General features: G+C 68.7%; 19 protein-coding genes and 2 pseudogenes. 9 read left to right on the top strand and 12 right to left on the bottom strand.

Annotated features, from left to right (window positions below):
- Positions 1-139 precede the first annotated feature (139 nt).
- The 6 genes from RV986_RS31780 to RV986_RS31755 all read left to right on the top strand — a co-directional run bounded on the left by RV986_RS31780 (position 140) and on the right by RV986_RS31755 (position 3,089).
- The gene (locus RV986_RS31780) at positions 140-331 is read left to right on the top strand and encodes a hypothetical protein (RefSeq protein WP_475920672.1); all 192 of its coding nucleotides are present in this window, start codon (positions 140-142) and stop codon (positions 329-331) included.
- Positions 315-839, top strand: coding sequence for a DUF6879 family protein (locus tag RV986_RS31775; RefSeq protein WP_475920671.1), 525 nt, complete (start codon positions 315-317; stop codon positions 837-839). Before RV986_RS31780 ends, RV986_RS31775 begins: the two co-directional genes overlap by 17 nt.
- Positions 836-1,666, top strand: a complete 831-nt coding sequence (locus tag RV986_RS31770) for a helix-turn-helix domain-containing protein (protein WP_475920670.1) — start codon at positions 836-838, stop codon at positions 1,664-1,666. The genes RV986_RS31775 and RV986_RS31770 overlap by 4 nt, the downstream gene beginning before the upstream one ends.
- A 265-nt stretch (positions 1,667-1,931) precedes the next feature.
- The gene (locus RV986_RS31765) at positions 1,932-2,189 is read left to right on the top strand and encodes a hypothetical protein (RefSeq protein ID WP_475920669.1); all 258 of its coding nucleotides are present in this window, start codon (positions 1,932-1,934) and stop codon (positions 2,187-2,189) included.
- Between the two features lie 101 nt (positions 2,190-2,290).
- Positions 2,291-2,515, top strand: coding sequence for a DUF397 domain-containing protein (locus RV986_RS31760; protein ID WP_475920668.1), 225 nt, complete (start codon positions 2,291-2,293; stop codon positions 2,513-2,515).
- A 94-nt stretch (positions 2,516-2,609) separates the two neighbouring features.
- Positions 2,610-3,089, top strand: a complete 480-nt coding sequence (locus tag RV986_RS31755; RefSeq protein WP_475920667.1) for a hypothetical protein — start codon at positions 2,610-2,612, stop codon at positions 3,087-3,089.
- A 65-nt stretch (positions 3,090-3,154) separates the two neighbouring features.
- Here RV986_RS31755 and RV986_RS31750 read toward each other — a convergent pair whose 3' ends face one another.
- The 4 genes and pseudogenes from RV986_RS31750 to RV986_RS31735 form a co-directional block, all read right to left on the bottom strand.
- Positions 3,155-3,553 carry a tyrosine-type recombinase/integrase gene (locus RV986_RS31750; RefSeq protein ID WP_475920666.1) on the bottom strand — a complete coding sequence of 133 codons (399 nt, stop codon included), beginning with the start codon at positions 3,551-3,553 and terminating at the stop codon, positions 3,155-3,157.
- Positions 3,554-3,894: 341 nt separating this feature from the next.
- Positions 3,895-4,158, bottom strand: a pseudogene (locus RV986_RS31745) (phage integrase central domain-containing protein); the annotation flags it as partial.
- 7 nt (positions 4,159-4,165) lie between these two features.
- The gene (locus tag RV986_RS31740) at positions 4,166-4,717 is read right to left on the bottom strand and encodes a hypothetical protein (protein ID WP_475920665.1); all 552 of its coding nucleotides are present in this window, start codon (positions 4,715-4,717) and stop codon (positions 4,166-4,168) included.
- 198 nt (positions 4,718-4,915) lie between these two features.
- A complete protein-coding gene (locus RV986_RS31735; protein ID WP_475920664.1) occupies positions 4,916-6,073 on the bottom strand; it encodes an acyl-CoA dehydrogenase in 1,158 nt (385 codons plus the stop codon).
- 175 nt (positions 6,074-6,248) lie between these two features.
- Between RV986_RS31735 and RV986_RS31730 the strand changes: the two genes are divergently transcribed.
- Positions 6,249-7,595 carry a UDP-glucose dehydrogenase family protein gene (locus tag RV986_RS31730; RefSeq protein WP_475920663.1) on the top strand — a complete coding sequence of 449 codons (1,347 nt, stop codon included), beginning with the start codon at positions 6,249-6,251 and terminating at the stop codon, positions 7,593-7,595.
- A 257-nt stretch (positions 7,596-7,852) separates the two neighbouring features.
- Here the strand turns inward: RV986_RS31730 and RV986_RS31725 are convergent.
- The 4 genes and pseudogenes from RV986_RS31725 to RV986_RS31710 form a co-directional block, all read right to left on the bottom strand.
- Positions 7,853-7,969: pseudogene (locus RV986_RS31725) on the bottom strand (membrane dipeptidase); the annotation flags it as partial.
- Positions 7,970-8,121: 152 nt separating this feature from the next.
- Positions 8,122-9,312: a dipeptidase gene (locus tag RV986_RS31720; protein ID WP_475920662.1), complete on the bottom strand. Its 1,191-nt coding sequence runs from the start codon at positions 9,310-9,312 to the stop codon at positions 8,122-8,124.
- Between the two features lie 5 nt (positions 9,313-9,317).
- Positions 9,318-9,854 (bottom strand): 5-(carboxyamino)imidazole ribonucleotide mutase, encoded by a 537-nt coding sequence (gene purE / locus RV986_RS31715; RefSeq protein WP_475920661.1) that lies wholly within the window; start codon positions 9,852-9,854, stop codon positions 9,318-9,320.
- Positions 9,851-11,023: a 5-(carboxyamino)imidazole ribonucleotide synthase gene (locus tag RV986_RS31710; RefSeq protein ID WP_475920660.1), complete on the bottom strand. Its 1,173-nt coding sequence runs from the start codon at positions 11,021-11,023 to the stop codon at positions 9,851-9,853. Before RV986_RS31710 ends, purE begins: the two co-directional genes overlap by 4 nt.
- 330 nt (positions 11,024-11,353) lie before the next feature.
- Between RV986_RS31710 and RV986_RS31705 the strand changes: the two genes are divergently transcribed.
- Positions 11,354-11,923, top strand: a complete 570-nt coding sequence (locus RV986_RS31705; protein WP_475920659.1) for a GtrA family protein — start codon at positions 11,354-11,356, stop codon at positions 11,921-11,923.
- 85 nt (positions 11,924-12,008) lie between these two features.
- Here the strand turns inward: RV986_RS31705 and RV986_RS31700 are convergent, their stop codons facing one another.
- Entirely contained in the window at positions 12,009-13,292 is a 1,284-nt protein-coding gene (locus RV986_RS31700; RefSeq protein ID WP_475920658.1) for an ATP-binding protein, read from the bottom strand.
- Positions 13,293-13,816: 524 nt separating this feature from the next.
- A complete protein-coding gene (locus RV986_RS31695) occupies positions 13,817-14,494 on the bottom strand; it encodes a response regulator transcription factor (RefSeq protein WP_018566970.1) in 678 nt (225 codons plus the stop codon).
- 530 nt (positions 14,495-15,024) lie between these two features.
- Between RV986_RS31695 and RV986_RS31690 the strand changes: the two genes are divergently transcribed.
- On the top strand, positions 15,025-16,521 hold the full coding sequence (locus RV986_RS31690; RefSeq protein ID WP_475920657.1) for an oligopeptide:H+ symporter: 1,497 nt from the start codon (positions 15,025-15,027) through the stop codon (positions 16,519-16,521).
- 110 nt (positions 16,522-16,631) lie between these two features.
- Here RV986_RS31690 and RV986_RS31685 read toward each other — a convergent pair whose 3' ends face one another.
- The gene (locus tag RV986_RS31685; RefSeq protein ID WP_475924505.1) at positions 16,632-17,960 is read right to left on the bottom strand and encodes a hypothetical protein; all 1,329 of its coding nucleotides are present in this window, start codon (positions 17,958-17,960) and stop codon (positions 16,632-16,634) included.
- A 59-nt stretch (positions 17,961-18,019) separates the two neighbouring features.
- The gene (locus tag RV986_RS31680; RefSeq protein WP_475920656.1) at positions 18,020-19,150 is read right to left on the bottom strand and encodes a hypothetical protein; all 1,131 of its coding nucleotides are present in this window, start codon (positions 19,148-19,150) and stop codon (positions 18,020-18,022) included.
- Positions 19,151-19,327: the final 177 nt, after the last annotated feature.

Below are 19,327 nucleotides of genomic sequence, written 5' to 3'. Positions count from 1 at the left end.
ACAGACAAGCAGGCCCGGGGCAGGTTACGCGGTTTCCTGTTCCGTCAACCGTGATCGCTTGACCCGCGTACCTCACCCTCGGGAGCATCGAGCCACACGCGGGGCACTGGCAGCAGCACGCGAGAGGGGAACCAGGACCATGAAGGTCACCAAGCTGGTCAGCACGTGCGACATCAAGGACTGCCCGACGATCTACGCGACGGATCGCGGCACCTTCCTGGTACAGGGCGAGACTCCGGTCGATCACGGGCTTCAGATTCCCGCTCACGAAACCCTCGTCGAGATCCCGATGGAACTGATCCAGAAGGCCATCCGTGACAACCTCATCTAGGACCCTCGGCGACCTCTTCGACGCGTTCGAGCGTGAGGCGTTCCGGCTGGAAACTCTGGACGACTACAGCAAGTCCGGGAACGTCGACGCCTATCACGCGTTCCTGGCCGGGGAGCCGCAGCCGGACGACTACAACGCGGGCTGGATCGAAGAACTCCGCTCCCACACCGAGAAGGGGAAGCGGCTTTACCGGGTGCACGTTCTGTCCCGCCCACTCACGGACTATCTTAGGTTCGAACTCGGGTGGGGCTACCAGAAGAACATGACCGGGGGTGAGGAGTTCTTCATCCTCGACGTCACCGACAAAGCCAACCCCCTGGAGAACGTTCCGGATTTCTGGTTCTTCGACTCCGAGTCCGTGGCCGTGATGAACTACGACGGAACCGGGAAGTACCTGGGATCGGAAGTGCTGCCGGCGGAACGAACGGCGGAATTCACGCGGTTCCGTGACGTGGCACTCGCCCAGGCGGAGCCGTTCACCGAATGGTGGGCCAAGTACGGGGCGTGAACAGAGCACAGCTTGGGGCCGCGCTGCGGGCGCTGCGAGTGGCATCCGGGAAGGAAGCCAAAGCAGTAGCCCGCAGCGCCCTCATGTCTCCGTCCAAGCTGTCCAAGATCGAGAATGCGAAGCTCGCGGCCAGCGCGACGGACGTAGAGCGCATCCTGACAGCCATCGGCGTCTCGGATGAGGTCAAGGCGGAGTACGCGGAGGCCGCCCGAGCGTCGGCGACGGAAGCGACGGCATGGCGACTTCTGAAGCGCATCGGGGTCCACAAAGGCCAGCAGGCCGCCAAGGCTCTGGAAGCCCAGATGTCGATGCTGCGGCTGTTCCAACCGGCGCTGGTTCCCGGCCTGCTCCAGACGCCGGAGTACATCCGGGCCGTTCTGCAACGTCACAACCTGAGCGAGGACGCTCTCACACGGACGATCAGCGGGAGACTCGAACGCCAAGCGGTCCTCTACGACAACGCGAAGGCACTGCGGTTCATCATCACGGAACCTGTCCTTCGGTGGCGAATCGTCCCGCCACAGATGATGGCTGCACAGCTCGACCGCATCATTTCCATTTCACGACTCTCCCATGTGGACATCCGCGTAGTTCCCCTACATATTCAGCAAAACGACATTGCAAATCACGCGTTCGTCATCCGCGACGACCGAATGGTCACGATAGAAACGGTCCACGCAGAGGTGGTCGTCACAGACCCCAGAGATGTAGGGGTCTATGTCGATAAGTTCGAAGGATTCGAGCGAATGGCGGTGTTCGGTAACGACATGCGGAGTCTGGTCGAGGACATCCGCGACTATTTTTTACGGGAACAGGAAACAGGCTAGAGAACTCTTCAGGATCCGGCGGATCATGCATACCTCAACGCTCAAGTCGAGGAGTGTCAATGGCCGCTACGAAGACGACGCAGGAAGCGCCGGTAGAACTGCCGATCGACCCTTGGCTCTTGGAGGGCACGCCCGAGAACGGGTGTGGGGTATGCATGGCTCTCGCAAGGGATCGCAAGTCGGCTCTCAGGAGGCGTGACTTCCGTACGGCGTGCGATGCCGCTGCGGAGATCCGGAGCCACAACACGCACGGGGCGCGGTAGCGATGGACATGCAGCTCTGGCGAAGCGCCAGGAATACGGCGGTCAACGCGAATGAAGAGCTGCATGCCGCCCTGCGGCGCCTCGGGATACCTGACCGCGAGTTGGACCGTGCGCTGTGGCCCACGGTGACCCCGAAGGGTGAGCCGTACGTGAAGGTCGGCCCGCTCAGGGCGGAGCACGCGGAGCTGATCGCGGAGTCACTTCGCATCGCGGCCGAGGCACGGAACCAGGCGACTGCTTCTCAAGAAACCGGGTCCTAGTTCCGGGCATCAGGCGCTGCCCTCTCCATCCATGAACTCCCGTCCGGTATGGGCGGCGGCGGCCGGTCATGGCCGTGACAGGTGAGCAGGAAGGTGCAGCGATGCAGAACGGAACTGACCTGTACGCGCTCAACATCGACGGGGCCTCGTTCGTGAAGGCGTGCGGTGGTCCTTGCAGTGAGGGGTGCGTGACCCTGGCCAGGATCGATGACGACTCCTGGGCCGTCGGTGACAGCAAGCGGCCGGACGCGCAGCCGCTGCGGTTCACCACGGAGGAACTGGACGCGGCCGGTATCGACCCGGCGAGGTTCGGCCTGAACGTCTGACCCCTCCGTCCCTTCCAATCGGTCCCGGCCCACCCCTCCCAGAGGGCCGGGACCGATTGGTCCTTCGACCCTCCACACCGAACGGGATCGACTGGTGCACCATCACGGCTACCTGTGGACCGGCCCGAAACAGCGCTTCGACCAGGAAGCACTTCGGCGGCCCCCGCATCCCGAGCCACCCCCGGCCGAAAGCAGGCCGGAACTGATCCAGCGCTACCGCGAGGTGGCCGCAGAGTTCCCCACTTCTGATCTACCTCCGCTGGAAACGGCGTTCTGGCTCATCAAGCCGGGTTCCTTAGTTCGGGGCACGTGGGATGAGGCGAAGGAAGCGGCGTCATGGCTCGGCGAACGGCTGACCGAGTACGCGCCCCGGTTCGATTCCGAGGCACAGCGCGACACGACCCACCTGGCCCTTCTCGTGAACTCCGCCGCTGAGCGGCTGCATTCGGGGGCTGACGTGTCGCTCGGCTTCTACCTCGAACGCCCCTCGTACCTGTCCCTGGCACTGGTGACCTGTTCGCCGAATCGGGCGGTGCCTGAACTGGTTTGTCCAGTCGGGTGGATGAGCACATGATCCATCGACTGGGGCCGCCGAACATGGCCTGAGCGAGCTGGCAGCTCGACAGCTCCCTCAGCTCCCTATGCCGACGCCGTCCGTAGGATTCCAGGCCCGCCCACAGCAGCCGCCTCCTGTCGATTCGGTCCCAGGGCGCCGTCGATCGCGAGCCTCGCACGGTCGGGGGAGTCAGGCATCAAATCGGAGTAGTACCGCTCGGTGAAGCTCACCGACGTGTGGCCCAGCCAGGCCGAGACCTCGGAAATCGCCACCCCCTGACTCAACAGCGACGCGGCGTAGAAGTGCCGGAGACTGTGCGGCTTGAAGTAGTCGATGCCGGCTGCGGCAAGGGCTGGACGCCAGATCCTGCCGTACCAGTAGTACGGGTAGAGCAACCCGGTGCCCGTCGCGTTGCTGAACAGCAGCTCATCCTCACCCCAGGTGTCGTAGTCCTTGAGGTGACGGCGCAGGGCCAACGCCACAACATCAGGCAGGGCACTCGACGCCCCTGCTCCCCATCCTCGCGCCATTTGGTGTGGCGCAGCCTCATGCTGCCGTATCGACCCGATCCAGTGTCCCGGTCGCAGGCAACTTGCCGGTCGACTGTGATCAGTTGGTGGCCGAAGGAGATTCGGTCACGGCCGAGGCCCATGGCTTCGCCGAGTCGTAACCCGCAGCCCGCCATCAGCCAGAGCATTCCCCGGTATCGCTCCGGAGCGGCCGCAACTACGCCGAGTACTGCCTCCGTGCTGGGGACGTGGACGTCCGCGCGCTGATCTCGGTGTGCCCGAGCGCCACTCACGGGGAGGGTAACTGCCCTGCACGGGTTGCTGTCGATCAGCCCGTGCTCCGTCGCCCAACTGAACACCGACATGAGGATGCTGAATCGGAATCGGACGGTGGAGTGCTTGTAGGCGCGCGAGTGCGTCATCCACTCCACCCACTTCTCAATCTGCGCCGAGGTGACACACCTGACGTCGTCGGCTCCGAAGAAAGGCAGCACAGCCCTGTTGAGCATCGTCCGGTACTGCTTGACGCTGCTGTTCTCCATCCCTCTCGTGGTGGCCCATCGTTCGAAAACCGCCACGAGCGGTTCACCGTCCGTCGAACCGGTCCCGTTCCGAGTCACGTAGGTCGTCCCCCTCCAGGTACCGCCTGGCCTTTTCGGTCAGACGGTTCGCAGGTCTGCCCGGCGGCCCGTCGAGGAAGCCCATGGCACGTGCCCGCCTGACGCGGCCGCTGATGGTGTTCCGGCTGAGCCCCCACGCCGTCGCCAGCCGCGTGACAGGACTCCGGTACCCCTGCTGCACCAGACGCACGTACTCACGAGCCATCAAGGCGTACTCCCGCTCCGTCTCGACCCGATGAAGCACCGCCGCAGTGGTGGCTTCGTCAGTCGACCGGCCCAGGCGCGCACGCAGTTCCCTCGCCGTCCTGCGGATCTCCGCGAGGGAGATCGATCGCATGAGCTCTGTCGTGATGCCGTCCGTTCCGACTGTGGCGTGGGGATCGTCAGGCGGCTCGATGCGGAGGCTCGTCGGGCCGTCCCACGGCGCGTCGAGCAGGCTGACAACAGTCAGCTTCCAGCCGTACAACTCGGCTTCGTGGACGAGTTGTTCTCCGTCCAGACGCCATCCCGTGGGCAAGTCCCCACCTGATGATGCTTCGGTCACAAGTCGAAAGTAGCGCGGCATACGACGACCGCCGTGTGCCGGAAGGTCCCCGGCCACATCAGAAAGCTAAGACATGACACACGGATATTTCCATGTCTCATGTTTCGCAGACCCAAAAGAGTGAAGGGCGCCCAGCATTCGGGCGCCCTTCGGCGGTCAGCTCACCAACCGTTACGGCAGGTTGCGGGCCATCACGATCCGCTGAACCTGGTTCGTTCCTTCGTAGATTTGTGTGATTTTCGCGTCGCGCATCATCCGCTCCACCGGATAGTCCCGCGTGTAGCCATAGCCGCCGAGGAGCTGCACCGCATCGACGGTGACCTCCATCGCCACGTCCGAGGCGAAGCACTTGGCCGCCGCGCCCTGGAAGGTGAGGTCCTTGTCGCCGCGCTCCGACTTCGCAGCGGCCGCGTACGTCAGCTGCCGGGCCGCCTCTATCTTCATCGCCATGTCGGCGAGCATGAACTGGATGCCCTGGAAGTCGGCGATCGGCTTGCCGAACTGCTTGCGCTCCCGGACGTAGCCCTTGGCGTAGTCGAGGGCGCCCTGCGCGATGCCGAGCGCCTGCGCGGCGATCGTGATGCGGGTGTGGTCCAGGGTCTTCATGGCCGTGGCGAAGCCGGTGCCCTCCTCGCCGATCATGCGGTCGGCCGGGATGCGGACGTTGTCGAGGTAGACCTCGCGGGTCGGGGAGCCCTTGATGCCGAGCTTCTTCTCGGGGGCACCGAAGGAGACGCCCTCGTCCGACTTCTCGACCACGAAGGCCGAGATGCCCTTCGAACGCTTGGTGGGGTCGGTGACCGCCATCACCGTGTAGTACTCGGACTCGCCCGCGTTGGTGATCCAGCGCTTCACACCGTTGAGGACGTAGTCGTCGCCGTCGCGGACCGCCTTCGTCTTCATGCCCGCCGCGTCCGAGCCCGCGTCCGGCTCGGAGAGGCAGTACGAGAACATCCCGTCGCCCTTGGCGAGGGGGGTCAGGTACTTGTGCTTCAGGGCCTCGGAACCGGAGAGGATCACCGGGAGCGAGCCCAGCTTGTTCACGGCCGGGATCAGGGAGGAGCTGGCGCAGACCCGCGCCACCTCCTCGATCACGATCACCGTCGCGAGCGCGTCGGCGCCTGCGCCACCGTACGTCTCCGGTACGTGCACGGCGTGCAGGTCGGAGGAGACCAGGGCGTCCAGGGCCTCCTGCGGGAAACGGGCTTCCTCGTCCACCACGGCCGCGTACGGCGCGATCTTCGCCTCGGCCAGCGAGCGAATAGCGTCACGGAGCATGTCGTGCTCCTCGGACGGGCGGTACAGGTCGAAATCAGCCGATCCGGCCAAGGTCTCTCACGCTCCAAAGACGCTAATTACCGTTAAGTAACCCAAATTTTAGGGGCCCGCCCACGGGAGGGATACGTGAGCTTCGCGACAGGGGGAAACCTGCCCGATGAGGGGCCCGAACATGCCCCGACTATGCTCGGGCAGCGCACTGAAGCCATACACCTCTGGAGCTCCCATGGCCCTCAAGATCACCGTGATCGGCACCGGCTATCTCGGCGCCACCCACGCCGCCGCCATGGCCGAGCTCGGGTTCGAGGTACTGGGGCTCGATGTCGTCCCCGAGAAGATCGAGATGCTGCGGCGGGGCGAGGTCCCGATGTACGAGCCGGGGCTGGAAGAGCTGCTGCGCAAGCATGTGGCGGGGATCGAGGGGTCCTCCGGCAGGCTTCGGTTCACCATGGACTGGGCCGAGGTCGGGGAGTTCGGCGACATCCACTTCGTCTGTGTGAACACGCCGCAGAAGCACGGGGAGTACGCGTGCGACATGTCGTACGTCGACGCCGCCTTCGAGGCGCTCGCCCCGCATCTGCGGGGGCCCGCGCTCGTCGTCGGCAAGTCCACCGTGCCCGTCGGCTCCGCGGAGCGGCTGGCGGGCGTGCTCGCCGGGCTCGCCCCCGCCGGTGCGGACGCCGAGCTCGCCTGGAACCCGGAGTTCCTGCGTGAGGGCTTCGCCGTGCGGGACACCCTGCACCCCGACCGGCTCGTGGTGGGCGTGCGCAGCGAGCGGGCGGAGAAGCTGTTGCGCGAGGTGTACGCGACGCCGGTGGCCGAGGGCTCGCCCTTCGTCGTCACCGACTTCCCGACCGCCGAGCTGGTGAAGACCTCCGCGAACTCCTTCCTGGCGACCAAGATCTCCTTCATCAACGCCATGGCCGAGGTCTGCGAGGCCGCCGGCGGCGATGTCGCCCTGCTGGCCGAGGCCATCGGGCACGACGAGCGGATCGGGAAGAAGTTCCTGCGGGCGGGGATCGGGTTCGGCGGCGGGTGTCTGCCGAAGGACATCCGCGCCTTCATGGCCCGGGCCGGTGAGCTCGGCGCCGACCAGGCGCTGACCTTCCTGCGCGAGATCGACTCCATCAACATGCGGCGGCGCGGACAGATGGTGGAGATGGCCCGGGAGGCACTGGGCGGCGGCGGGTCCTTCCTCGGCAAGCGGGTCGCCGTCCTCGGCGCGACCTTCAAGCCGGACTCGGACGACGTCCGGGACTCGCCCGCGCTGAACGTCGCCGGGCAGATCCATCTCCAGGGCGGCCAGGTCACCGTCTACGACCCCAAGGGCATGGCCAACGCCAGGCGGCTCTTCCCGACGCTCGGATACGCCGACTCCGCGGTCGAGGCCGTGCGCGGGGCCGACGTGGTCCTGCATCTGACCGAGTGGCAGGAGTTCCGCGAGCTGGACCCGGCGGTGCTGGGCGAGGTGGCCACGGCCCGGGTGCTGCTGGACGGGCGCAACGCGCTCGACCCCGAGGTGTGGCGGCGGGCCGGGTGGACGTACCGGGCGATGGGGCGTCCCACGGCGTAAGCGCTCCGCTTGGAGGAACGTTTCGGGAACCGCGGGCCGCGTCCGTGGCCGGTCACGCCGTTCCCCGCGCCCCTTGAGGGACGCTGATCCCGCTCAGCACTCCGTACGCTCAGCAATCCGTACGCTCAGCACTCCGCAGGTGACGCCGATCCGGCCGAGGCTCAGTCGGCCGGATCGGCGTCTGTTGCATTCTGCACCACTTCGCTGTGTGCCCGAGGGACGTCCGCCCGACTGCCCCTGTCCGGCCCCAACGGTGTTCAGCCGTCCAGTTCCGCGATCTTCGCCGAGGACGGCTCGCGCCGGTGCTGGATCGCGCGGGCGGTGAAGTCGGCGCTGCGGAGGGCGTGTTGGACGTTGCCCCAGGTGAGCAGGGCGCGTCGGCGAGGTAGGGGCCGGCCGGCTCCGTTGGACGGACGGCGATCGCAGTACCGTCACCGTCGCACGGAGCGAGGGGTGGCTTCCTGGCGGGTGGGGCGTTCGGGGGGCCCACCCACCACGAAATCCACGAAGCGACCGAGGCGGCGCCTCAGCCGTCCAGTTGTTCCCGGCTCACGTTCGACGGGCCGCGCGTCGCCCGCAACTCGCGGGCCACGTCCTCGGCCGCGCCCAGCACCCGTACGGCGTTCTGCCAGGTCAGCTTGGCGAGGTCGGTCTTCGACCAGCCGCGGTCCAGCAGTTCGGCGATGAGATTCGGGTAGCCGGAGACGTCGTCGAGACCGTCGGGGGTGAACGCCGTGCCGTCGTAGTCGCCGCCGATGCCCAGGTGGTCGACGCCGGCGACCTCGCGCATGTGGTCGAGGTGGTCGGCGACCGTCGACACCGTGGCGACGGGGCGCGGGTGCGACTCCTCGAAGGCCCGGTGGACCTTCATGCCCTCGGGGGTGGTGTCGAGGTGGTGGAAGCCGTGCGCCCGCATGTTCTCGTCGGCCTCGGCGGTCCAGTCGACCGCCGCCTGGAGGACGAACTTCGGTACGAACGTCACCATCGCCACTCCCCCGTTGGCGGGCAGCCTCTCCAGGACGTCGTCCGGGATGTTGCGCGGGTGGTCGCACACCGCGCGCGAGGAGGAGTGGGAGAAGATCACCGGGGCGGATGTCGCGTCGAGCGCGTCGCGCATGGTCGTCGCGGCCACGTGCGAGAGGTCGACGAGCATGCCCTCGCGGTTCATCTCCCGGACGACCTCGCGGCCGAAGGCCGACAGACCGCCGACGGCGGGGACGTCGGTGGCCGAGTCCGCCCACGCGATGTTGTCGTTGTGGGTGAGGGTCATGTAGCGCACGCCCAGCGCGTACAACCCCCGCAGCACGCCGAGGGAGTTGTCGATGGAGTGGCCGCCCTCCGCGCCCATGAGCGAGGCGATGCGGCCCTCGGCGCGCGCCGCCTCCATGTCGGCCGCGGTCAGCGCGGCGCGCAGGTGCGCGGGGTGACGGTCGATCAACTGCCGTACGCAGTCGATCTGTTCGAGTGTCGCGGTGACCGCGCCGGGCAGGTCCGAGCGGACGTACACCGACCAGAACTGCGCGCCGACGCCGCCCGCGCGCAGCCGGGCCAGGTCGGTGTGCAGATGGCCGCTCTGGTCGGTGGCGATGTCGCGGGCGTCGAGGTCGTAGCGGACCTGTTCGCGCAGCGCCCAGGGGAGGTCGTTGTGGCCGTCGACGACGGGGAAGTCGACCAACAGGGCGCGAGCCTCGGCGAGGGACGACGTGGAGGACGGCATGCGTGTCACTTCCCGAAGCCGAAGCCGCCGGTCGCGCCCTCGACCTTGGCGCGCAGCCGCTTCCCCTTCTCGGTGGCCTGGTCGTTCAGCTCCTGCTGGAACTCCCGCATACGGGTGAGGAGTTCCCCGTCGTGCGCGGCGAGGATACGGGCGGCCAGCAGGCCCGCGTTGCGCGCGCCGCCGACGGAGACGGTCGCGACCGGGACACCGGCCGGCATCTGCACGATCGACAGCAGCGAGTCCATGCCGTCGAGGTACTTCAGCGGGACGGGCACACCGATGACCGGCAGCGGGGTGACGGAGGCGAGCATGCCGGGCAGATGGGCGGCGCCGCCCGCGCCCGCGATGATCGCCTTGAGTCCGCGCCCGGCGGCCTGCTCGCCGTACGCGATCATCTCGTGCGGCATCCGGTGCGCGGAGACGACATCGACCTCGTAGGGGATCTCGAACTCGTCGAGGGCCTGGGCGGCCGCCTCCATGACGGGCCAGTCGGAGTCCGACCCCATGACGATGCCGACGACGGGGCCTGCAAGGGGGCTCATTCGGTGATCGTGCCTCTCAGGTATCCGGCTGCGTGGCGGGCCCGTTCGAGGACGTCGTCCAGGTCGTCGCCGTAGGTGTTGACGTGGCCGACCTTGCGGCCGGGCTTCACGTCCTTCCCGTACATGTGGATCTTCAGTTTGGGATCGCGGGCCATGCAGTGCAGGTACGCGGAGTACATGTCCGGGTAGTCGCCGCCCAGGACGTTGACCATGACCGTCCACCTGGCGCGCGGGCGCGGGTCGCCGAGGGGGAGGTCGAGGACCGCGCGTACGTGGTTGGCGAACTGCGAGGTGATCGCGCCGTCCTGGGTCCAGTGGCCCGAGTTGTGCGGGCGCATGGCCAGTTCGTTGACGAGGATGCGGCCGTCGGCCGTTTCGAAGAGCTCCACGGCCAGGTGGCCGACAACGCCGAGTTCCTTGGCGATGCGCAGGGCGAGTTCCTCGGCCTGGAGGGCCAGTTCGTCCGCTATGCCGGGCGCGGGGGCGATCACCGTGTCGCAGACGCCGTTGACCTGCTGGGACTCGACGACGGGGTAGGCGACCGCCTGGCCGTGCGGGGAGCGGACGACGTTCGCGGCGAGTTCCCGTACGAAGTCGACCTTCTCCTCGGCGAGGACGGGGACGCCGGCCCGGAAGGGTTCGGCGGCCTCCTCGATCGACCGGACGAACCAGACGCCCTTGCCGTCGTAGCCGCCGCGGACGGTCTTGAGGATGACGGGGAAACCGTCTCCCCCGCCGCCCTCGCCGTCTCCCCCGCCGCTGCCCTCGGCCGCGAACCGGGCCACGTCGTCGACGTCGCTCACGATGCGGTGCCGCGGGCAGGGCACGCCGATCGCGGCGAGCTTCGCGCGCATCACGCCCTTGTCCTGGGCGTGCACGAGCGCGTCGGGGCCGGGGCGCACGGGGATGCCGTCCGCCTCCAGCGCGCGCAGGTGCTCGGTGGGTACGTGCTCGTGATCGAAGGTGATCACGTCGCAGCCGCGCGCGAAGTCACGCAGCGTGTCGAGGTCGCGGTAGTCGCCGATGACGACATCGCTGACCACTTGCGCCGCGGAATCCTGAGGCGTGTCACTGAGGAGCTTGAACTTGATGCCGAGCGGGATGCCCGCCTCGTGTGTCATACGAGCGAGCTGACCCCCGCCGACCATGCCGACTACCGGGAACGTCACGCCCCAAGAGTATCGGCCGCGCCGCGGGGACCGGTTTCCACCACCGGTTTCCGCCGCCGGAGCCGCGTGCGCGGATTCGCCTGCCGCCTTGTTCGCAGCCTCGTCCGCGTCATTCGCAGCCTCCTCCGCGACATTCACAGCCCCGTTCGCGACATTCGCAGCCCCGTTGGCGACATTCCGCAGCCTCGTTGGCGACATCGGCTTTCCCTGGCTGTCACGCGGTCTTTCCGGACCCGTAAGGCCGTCCGCGGGCGCCGGAAGGGGCCGCTGGTTAGCATGGCTGGGTTGAATTCTTCGACCGATGTCCGATCTACGGGGGCTGGCGACACCATGGGCAGTGCTTCTTCGGGGCTTCATGGGCGGCCTCGCGGCGCGGTTCGCCGCCGGTTCGACCAGCTCCTGCGGGAGATCGCGAAGTTCGGAGCGGTCGGCGGAGCGGGGCTGCTCGTCAACCTGGCGACCTTCAACCTGGTGCGTCACGCGACCGGTCTGCAGGTCGTCCGGGCCAGTGTCATCGCCACGATCGTCGCAATCGTCTTCAACTACATCGGGTTCCGCTACTTCACGTACCGGGACCGCGACCGGGGCGGCCGTACCCGGGAGATGGGCCTCTTCGTGCTGTTCAGCGCGGTGGGGCTGGTCATCGAGAACGGCGTGCTGTACGTGGCGACGTACAGCTTCGGCTGGGACAGCCCGCTGCAGAGCAATGTGTTCAAGTTCCTCGGCATCGGCATCGCGACGCTGTTCCGGTTCTGGTCGTACCGCACATGGGTGTTCCGCACGGTGTCCCCGGAGGAGGGTGGGGCGGTGGCGAGCGCGGACGCGTTCCCGGACGTGGAGCCGGAACGGGAGCCCGAGCCGGAGCCGGAGCGTCCGCGGGCGCGAGCCCGGGCGAACTGAGACCTGAGCCGTCGCCCCGCGCGGCACCTGTCCCACCCGCCCGACCGTCGCCCCGCGACACCTCTCCCGCCGCGGCCGGGTGGTGCTACCTGACCGTCCGCTCCTCGTCGTCCTCCACCAGGAACGGCGGCCTCTTCATCGGCGTACGCGACAGGAACAGCCCGAACACCGGCGGCTGGGCCTGCAGCATCTCCAGCCGCCCCCCGTCCGCCTCCGCGAGGTCACGGGCGACCGCGAGCCCGATGCCCGTGGAGTTGCGCCCGCTGATCGTGCGCTCGAAGATGCGCGCGCCCAGGTCGGTGGGGACGCCGGGTCCCTCGTCCGTGACCTCGACGACGGCCTGGTTGCCGGTGACGCGGGTGCGCAGCGCGACGGTGCCGCCGCCGTGCATGAGCGAGTTCTCGATGAGCGCGGCCAGCACCTGGGCGACCGCGCCCGGGGTGCCGACGGCCTGCAGATGCCGCTTGCCGGAGCTGACGATGGCGCGGCCCCCGCTGCGGTACGCCGGGCGCCACTCCTCCAGCTGCTGCTTGATGACCTCGTCGAGGTCGAAGGAGACGGCGGAGCCGGTACGCGGGTCGCGGGCGTTGGTGAGCAGGCGCTCGACCACGTCCGTGAGCCGCTCGACCTGTGTCAGAGCGATCGTCGCCTCCTCCTTCACGGTGTCCGGGTCATCCGTGAGGGTGATTTCCTCCAGGCGCATGGAGAGGGCCGTCAGCGGCGTACGGAGCTGGTGGGAGGCGTCGGCGGCGAGCCGGCGCTCGGCGGTGAGCATGCGTGCGATCCGCTCCGCGCTGCCGTCCAGGACGTCCGCCACCCGGTCCAGCTCCGGGACGCCGTACCGCTTGTGGCGCGGGCGGGGGTCGCCGGAGCCGAGCCGTTCCGCGGTCTCCGCGAGGTCGGTGAGCGGGGAGGCGAGGCGGTTGGCCTGGCGTACGGCGAGCAGGACCGCGGCGACGATCGCGAGCAGGGCGACCGCGGCGATGATCAGGAGGGTGCGGCCGACCTCCCGGGTCACGGCCGAGCGGGGCTCCTGGACGGTGACCGTCTCGCCCTCCTCGCCCTTGGCGGTGGAGTGGATGACGTCACCGCTGGGCTGGACACCGACCTCGATGGGGGGCTGGCCGGGGATGCGGATCACGGCGTAGCGGTCTTCCGCGACCTGGTTCTTGAGGATCTCCCCGTTGACGTGTTCGTCGCCGAGGATGCGGCTGTCCACGATGCTGGCCAGCCGCAGGGCCTCGGAGTCCACCCGTTCCTGCGCGCTGTTGCTGATCGTGCGGGTCTCGACGATCACGAGGGAGACGCCGAACACGGCGATCACGACGAGCACGACGCTGAGGGTGGACTGGATGAGACGGCGACGCACGGGGCCCTCCGGGCGAGTGGCTTTACGTGGACCAGTGTGCCTTGACGCTCCGCTGGGCCGGGGTGGGGCTCGCGTTCGGCACGGCCTTGTTCGTCGGCTGCGGGGCGGTGGGGGCCGCCCGCACCCCCGGGTCGGGGCTACGCCCCGAAACCCCTGACCGACCCGATTTCTTCGGCTGCGGGCCGGTGGGGGCCGATCGCGCAGTTCCCCGCGCCCCTGAAGGCGGGGCTGCTCCCCGGAAACCCCGCCCGACCCGGTTCCCCTGACTGCGGGACGGTGGGGGCCGATCGCGCAGTTCCCCGCGCCCCCAGGGTCGGGGCTGCGCCCCGAAGCCCCTGTCCGGCCCGGATCGCTCAGCCGCGGGACAGCGGGGGCCGATCGCGCAGTTCCCCGCGCCCCCAGGGTCGGGGCTGCGCCCCGAAAGCCCCTGTCCGGCCCGGATCGCTCAGCCGCGGGACAGCGGGGGCCGATCGCGCGGTTCCCCGCGCCCCCGGCGGCGGGGCTTCGACCCGTCCCGCGGGGCCTCAGCTCTTCTCGAAGCGGAAGCCGACACCCCGTACCGTCGCGATGTAGCGAGGATTCGCCGCGTCGTCCCCGAGCTTCTTGCGGAGCCAGGAGATGTGCATGTCGAGGGTCTTGGTGGACGACCACCACGTGGTGTCCCAGACCTCGCGCATGAGCTGGTCCCGGGTGACGACCCGCCCGGCGTCCCGCACCAGGACCCTCAGCAGGTCGAACTCCTTCGCCGTGAGCTGCAGCTCCTCGTCGCCCATCCACGCGCGGTGCGACTCGACGTCGATGCGCACCCCGTGCGTGGCGGGCGGCTGCTGCGGCTCCGCGGCGCCGCGCCGCAGCAGGGCCCGGACGCGGGCGAGCAGTTCGGCAAGGCGGAACGGCTTGGTCACGTAGTCGTCGGCGCCCGCGTCGAGACCGACGACGGTGTCCACCTCGTCGGCACGCGCGGTCAGGATGAGGATGGGGACGGTGTGGCCTTCGGCACGGAGTCGACGGGCCACTTCCAGGCCGTCCATACCGGGCAGGCCCAGGTCCAGGACGACCAGGTCGACGCCGCCCTGCATTCCGGCGTCGAGTGCGGTGGGTCCGTCCTCGCGCACTTCGACCTCGTAACCCTCCCGGCGCAGGGCACGGGCCAGCGGCTCCGAGATGGACGCGTCGTCCTCGGCGAGCAGTACACGGGTCATGGGGTGATGGTAGTCCGCCTCGGACAGCGCCTGTGGTGTGATCGCCAACCGGGATTCCTACCTGTGACTGTGCGGATTCTTGCCTTCGGCTGTGGGATGCGATCGCGAACGACACCTTCGAATGCATGTCCGTGGTTCCATTATTACCTGTGATCCATATCTCAAGTCCTTCCATATGCCACATTGAGATGTCGTATGGTGACCAGACGCCTGTAACACCACACGGGGACCTTTGGCGCGTCAGCGACGCTGAAGGTCTCTTTTGTGTGCGGGCTGGTGTTCGCCAGCCTTGAAAGGAATGACCTGTGGCCGGGCCCGAACGCATCGACGCGTGCCGGGCGTGGATCCCGGTGGTCGCCGTCCGCCGCTCCGCGATCCGGAGCGGACTCCTCGTGGGCGTGGGGACGGACGGTCGGACCCCGCCGGTGCCGGCCGCCCCCCACCGGGCGCGCGACTCCCCCGAGCTCTCGGCTGCGCTCGAGCAGGGGGGACCCCCACAGCAGCGCGTCCCGACCAAGCAAGGATCGACCATGGCGTCCAGCCTGACGAAGGACTCGGTGAATCCGGGCACCCCCGGTTCCGAGAGGACCTTCTTCGGCCACCCCCGCGGACTGGCCACTCTCTTCATGACCGAGATGTGGGAGCGTTTCTCCTACTACGGCATGAAGGCTCTGCTCCCGCTGTACCTGGTGGCACCGGGCGGCCTGCACCTGAGCGCGACCACCGCGACCGCGATCTACTCGGTGTACCTGTCGCTGGTGTACCTCCTCGCCCTGCCGGGTGGCTGGTTCGCCGACCGTGTTCTCGGCCCCCGCAAGACGGTCACCGTCGCGGGCGTCATCATCATGCTGGGCCACCTCACGCTGGCCCTGCCCTCGTCCGGCACGTTCTACGGCGGCCTCGGCCTCGTCGCGATCGGCTCCGGTCTGCTGAAGGCCAACATCTCCACGATGGTCGGTCACCTCTACGACGGCCCGGACGACCCGCGCCGTGACGGTGGCTTCACGCTCTTCTACATCGGCATCAACGTGGGTGCCTTCGCCGCGCCGCTGGTCATCGGCACCGTCGGCGAGAACGTGAACTGGCACCTGGGCTTCGCGCTCGCCGCGCTCGGCATGGCGCTGGGTCTGGCCCAGTACCTGCTCGGCGGCCGTCACCTGAACCCGCGTTCGCACCAGGTCCCGACGCCGCTGTCGGCCCAGGAGAAGGCCGCGACGCTGCGGAAGTCGGCGCTGTGGGCCGCCGTCGCCGTGGTCTTCTACTGCGTCGTCGGCTTCTCGGGCCACTACACGCTGAACTGGCTGCTGGTCCCGATCACCCTCGCCGGTCTGATCATCCCGGTCATGGTCATCGGCCGTATCAAGCGGGACAAGGACCTGGACCGCGCCGAGCAGTCGAAGATGTCCGCCTACATCTGGTTCTTCGTCGCCGCGGCCGTCTTCTGGATGATCTACGACCAGGGCGGCTCGACCATGTCGATCTTCGCCGACACCTCCGCCGAGAACACGGTCTTCGGCTGGGAGTTCCCGGTCTCCTGGTACCAGTCCGTGAACCCCGTCATGATCATGGCGCTCGCGCCGCTCTTCGCCTGGGCGTGGCTGGCGCTGAACAAGCGCGGCAAGGAGCCGAGCACGGCCACGAAGTTCGCCTCCGGTCTGATCCTGATCGGCGCGTCGTTCTTCCTCTTCCTGGCCCCGCTGACCATCGCCCAGGACGGTCACAAGGCCGCCGCGATGTGGCTGGTCGCGATCTACTTCGTACAGACCGTCGGTGAGCTGACGCTGTCCCCGGTGGGTCTGTCGGTCACGACGAAAATGGCACCGGCGAAGTACGCCTCCCAGATGATGGGCGTCTGGTTCCTGGCCGTCACCGCCGGTGACGCCACGACCGGCCTCCTCTCCATCGCCGAGGTCGACCTCAACAAGACGGGCATCGTCGCCCTGGAGGCCACCCTCGCCGTCGTCGCGGGCATCGCGGTCTGGATGTACCGCAAGAAGGTCAGGCAGCTGATGGGCGACGTCCACTGACGTACGCCCGCCGAGGCTTCCGTACGGAGGGCCACCGCACCACTGGGTGCGGTGGCCCTCCGGGCGTTGCGGGTGCGCAGGCCGGCACGACCGCCGCCGGGACAGTGGACTCAGCGCAGTCCGCGGCGCGGCAGGAACGTGAAGATCGCGCCGCCGAGCAGGATCACCGTTCCCGCGACCAGGCCCAGGGCCCGCAGCGAGCCATGGCTGTCGGAGCCGGTTTCCGCGAGGCCGCCACTGGACGACGTACCGCCTGAGGAATCACCGCCCGACGCGCCGCCCGAAGAGTCGCCGCCCGACGCGCCGCTCGCCTGCTGCGTCGTGTCCAGGGTCAGGGAGACCTCGGACGTCGTCGGTGTGCAGGTCGTCGTCGTGCCCAGGGCCTCGATGGTCAACACGCCCGGGGAGAGGGTGGACCGGCCGCTCGCACCCGGCTTGTACGTGCCCGTGAGGTCGGGGATCTCGATCGGCTCGCCCGTCTTGAACGCCTGGGAGTTGGTCGGCCCCTCGACATGGACCGTGCCCGTGTCCGAGCCGCCCAGTACCACCTCCATCGACGGCTTGACCGCGTTCGCCGGGATGTCGATCGGGCTGTCCATCACGGACTTCTTGAACTGGACCGTGAGGTCGAAGCTCCCGCCGTTCTTCTTGGCGTCGATCTGCACGGGAGACGTGGCGGTCTTGTCCCCGATGGGCGTCTTGCACGCGTAGGGGACGGAGACCTCCTTGCCGGTGAAGTCCGTCTGACCGCTGCCGTCACCCCCGGTGGTGCCGCTCTCGCTCCCACTTGGGCTCGCCGAAGCGGAAGCGGAGGAGGAAGTGGACGGGGAGGGAGAGGGAGAAGTGGAGGAGGAGGGGGAGGGGGACGCGGAGTTGGAGGCCGAGGCGGAACCGGTGGGGGTCGGCGTCGGGCTGCCCGAGCCTCCCCCGCTCTCCGTCACCTTGATCGTCGCCGCCGACGGGACCGTCACCTTCGGCGTGCACTTCGTGTCCGTGGAGATCGGCTGGTTGACATTGATGTTGTACGCGTCCGGGGTCAGCGTGAGGTCACCCGGCGTCGTCAGCTTCAGCTTGCCCGTCATGTCGGACAGCTTCATGTCGCTGTTCTTGGGGATCGCCGGGTTGGTCCGCGGCCCCTCCATCGCGATGTCGGCGCTCTGCGCGCCGCCCGCCTTCAGGGTGCCGGTCGGCTTGACGGTGTCCTCGCCGAGGTCGAGGATGTCGGGATTCTTGGACGCCGCCTGGACAAACTTCCATGTGACGGTGATCTCGTCGCCCACCTTCGCCTCGGCGGGCGCGGTGATCTCCACCTTCGAGGTGCCCTCGACCGGGGGCAGCCCCGAGATCGGGGGCGGGAGACACTCCGTCTGGTACGACACCTCGGCGGCCTGCGCCGGAACCGCGGCCACCCCCAACAGGATGCCCGCGCCGCCGAGCATCAGCGCGACCCCGGCCGCGCTCGCTCTGCGGCTTGCGGGCACCACTCTCCCTCGCGTACTCACGTGTTCCCCTTCGTCGTCCGACTGTTCTCTTGCGGTGCGGAGAGCTGACCGTTCGCCGAGGTCCCCGGATCGTTGTCCGGCGTGAACCACGGCAGAGCCGTAGAAGTGGCGACAGCGGCAGAAGCAGTGGGGGCGGCCGCCGTCCGGGATGTCTTCGGTGTGCTCGGCGACGCGCTCCGCCTGGGCATACGGAAGGTGAGCTCGGGCAGCCGCAGGCCCCGGTGGCGGCCCGTCCGCCCCGCCGACCTGCGCGGCCGCACCCGGTCCACCACCGCCATCCCGACCCGGAACAACGCGGCCGGCACGACCACGCCGAGCAGGATCCAGAAGAGGGTCACGCCCCAGGGGCGGCCCACGCCCCACGGCTGTTCGGCGAGCACCTTCCCGCCGTACCGCAGCGCGACCGTGTAGTCGCCGTGCGCCCCGGCCGCGAGCTCGACGGGGAGTTTGATCCGCGCCTTCTTCCCGGGCTGGATCGTGCCGCGCCACTGCTGTTCCTCCCACTGCGGGGCGAACACCCCGTGGGAGGTGCCGACCTGGAAGACCGGGTCCTTGACCGCGGCGGTGCCGACATTGCCCACGGTGAAGACGAGTTCGCGGGAGGGCGGCGCGCCGAACCAGGTCAGCAGGCCACCGGATCCGTCGAGGCGGGTGTCGGTCAGCACCGAGAGCCGTCCGCCGCCCGTCTCCTTCGGCAGCGGCTCGACCGAGTGGCCCGCGACCATGAAGATGGCGTCCGCCGCCGCCGTCTCCCCCGTCACGGTGGCGACATGCACCACACACGGGCAGGGCTTGGGAGGCTCGGTGACCGGCAGTTCCTTGCTGAAGTCGCCCTTGGCGTCGGTGGTGACGGCACGGCCGCCGGCGTTGGCACAGGAGTTGGTGCCGCCGATCACCCCCCGGGACGGCACGGACTGGCCGCAGATCAGCATCATCAGCAGCGTCCCCGGCCGCCAGCCGCTGCCGCTCACGGTGATCGAACCGCCCGTCCCCGCCTGGGACGCGGACAGCTTCACGGTCGGCTTCCCCGCGGCGGTCGCGGCGGTCGCTCCCGCGAGGGCGGCCAGGACCAACGCGATCACCGCCAGCAGCGCCGTCGGCGCCACCCTCCGCACTCTGACGCTCACGACACCGTTCACCGCACCGTTCACCGCACCGTTCACCTCACCTCACCGCACCACTGCCGACACCGCTCACGACACCGCTCCCGTCCACTCGACTTCCGTACGCGGCCGTCCACCCGCCCCGTCGTCCGCCGTACGTCGACCGAGTCCAGCGGAGGGCGGGGGCGTACGGCATCGGCG

This window comes from Streptomyces sp. RLA012 (assembly GCF_056270325.1).
Note: the sequence above shows the minus strand (reverse complement) of the source record. Positions and strands in the feature narration are given on the sequence as shown.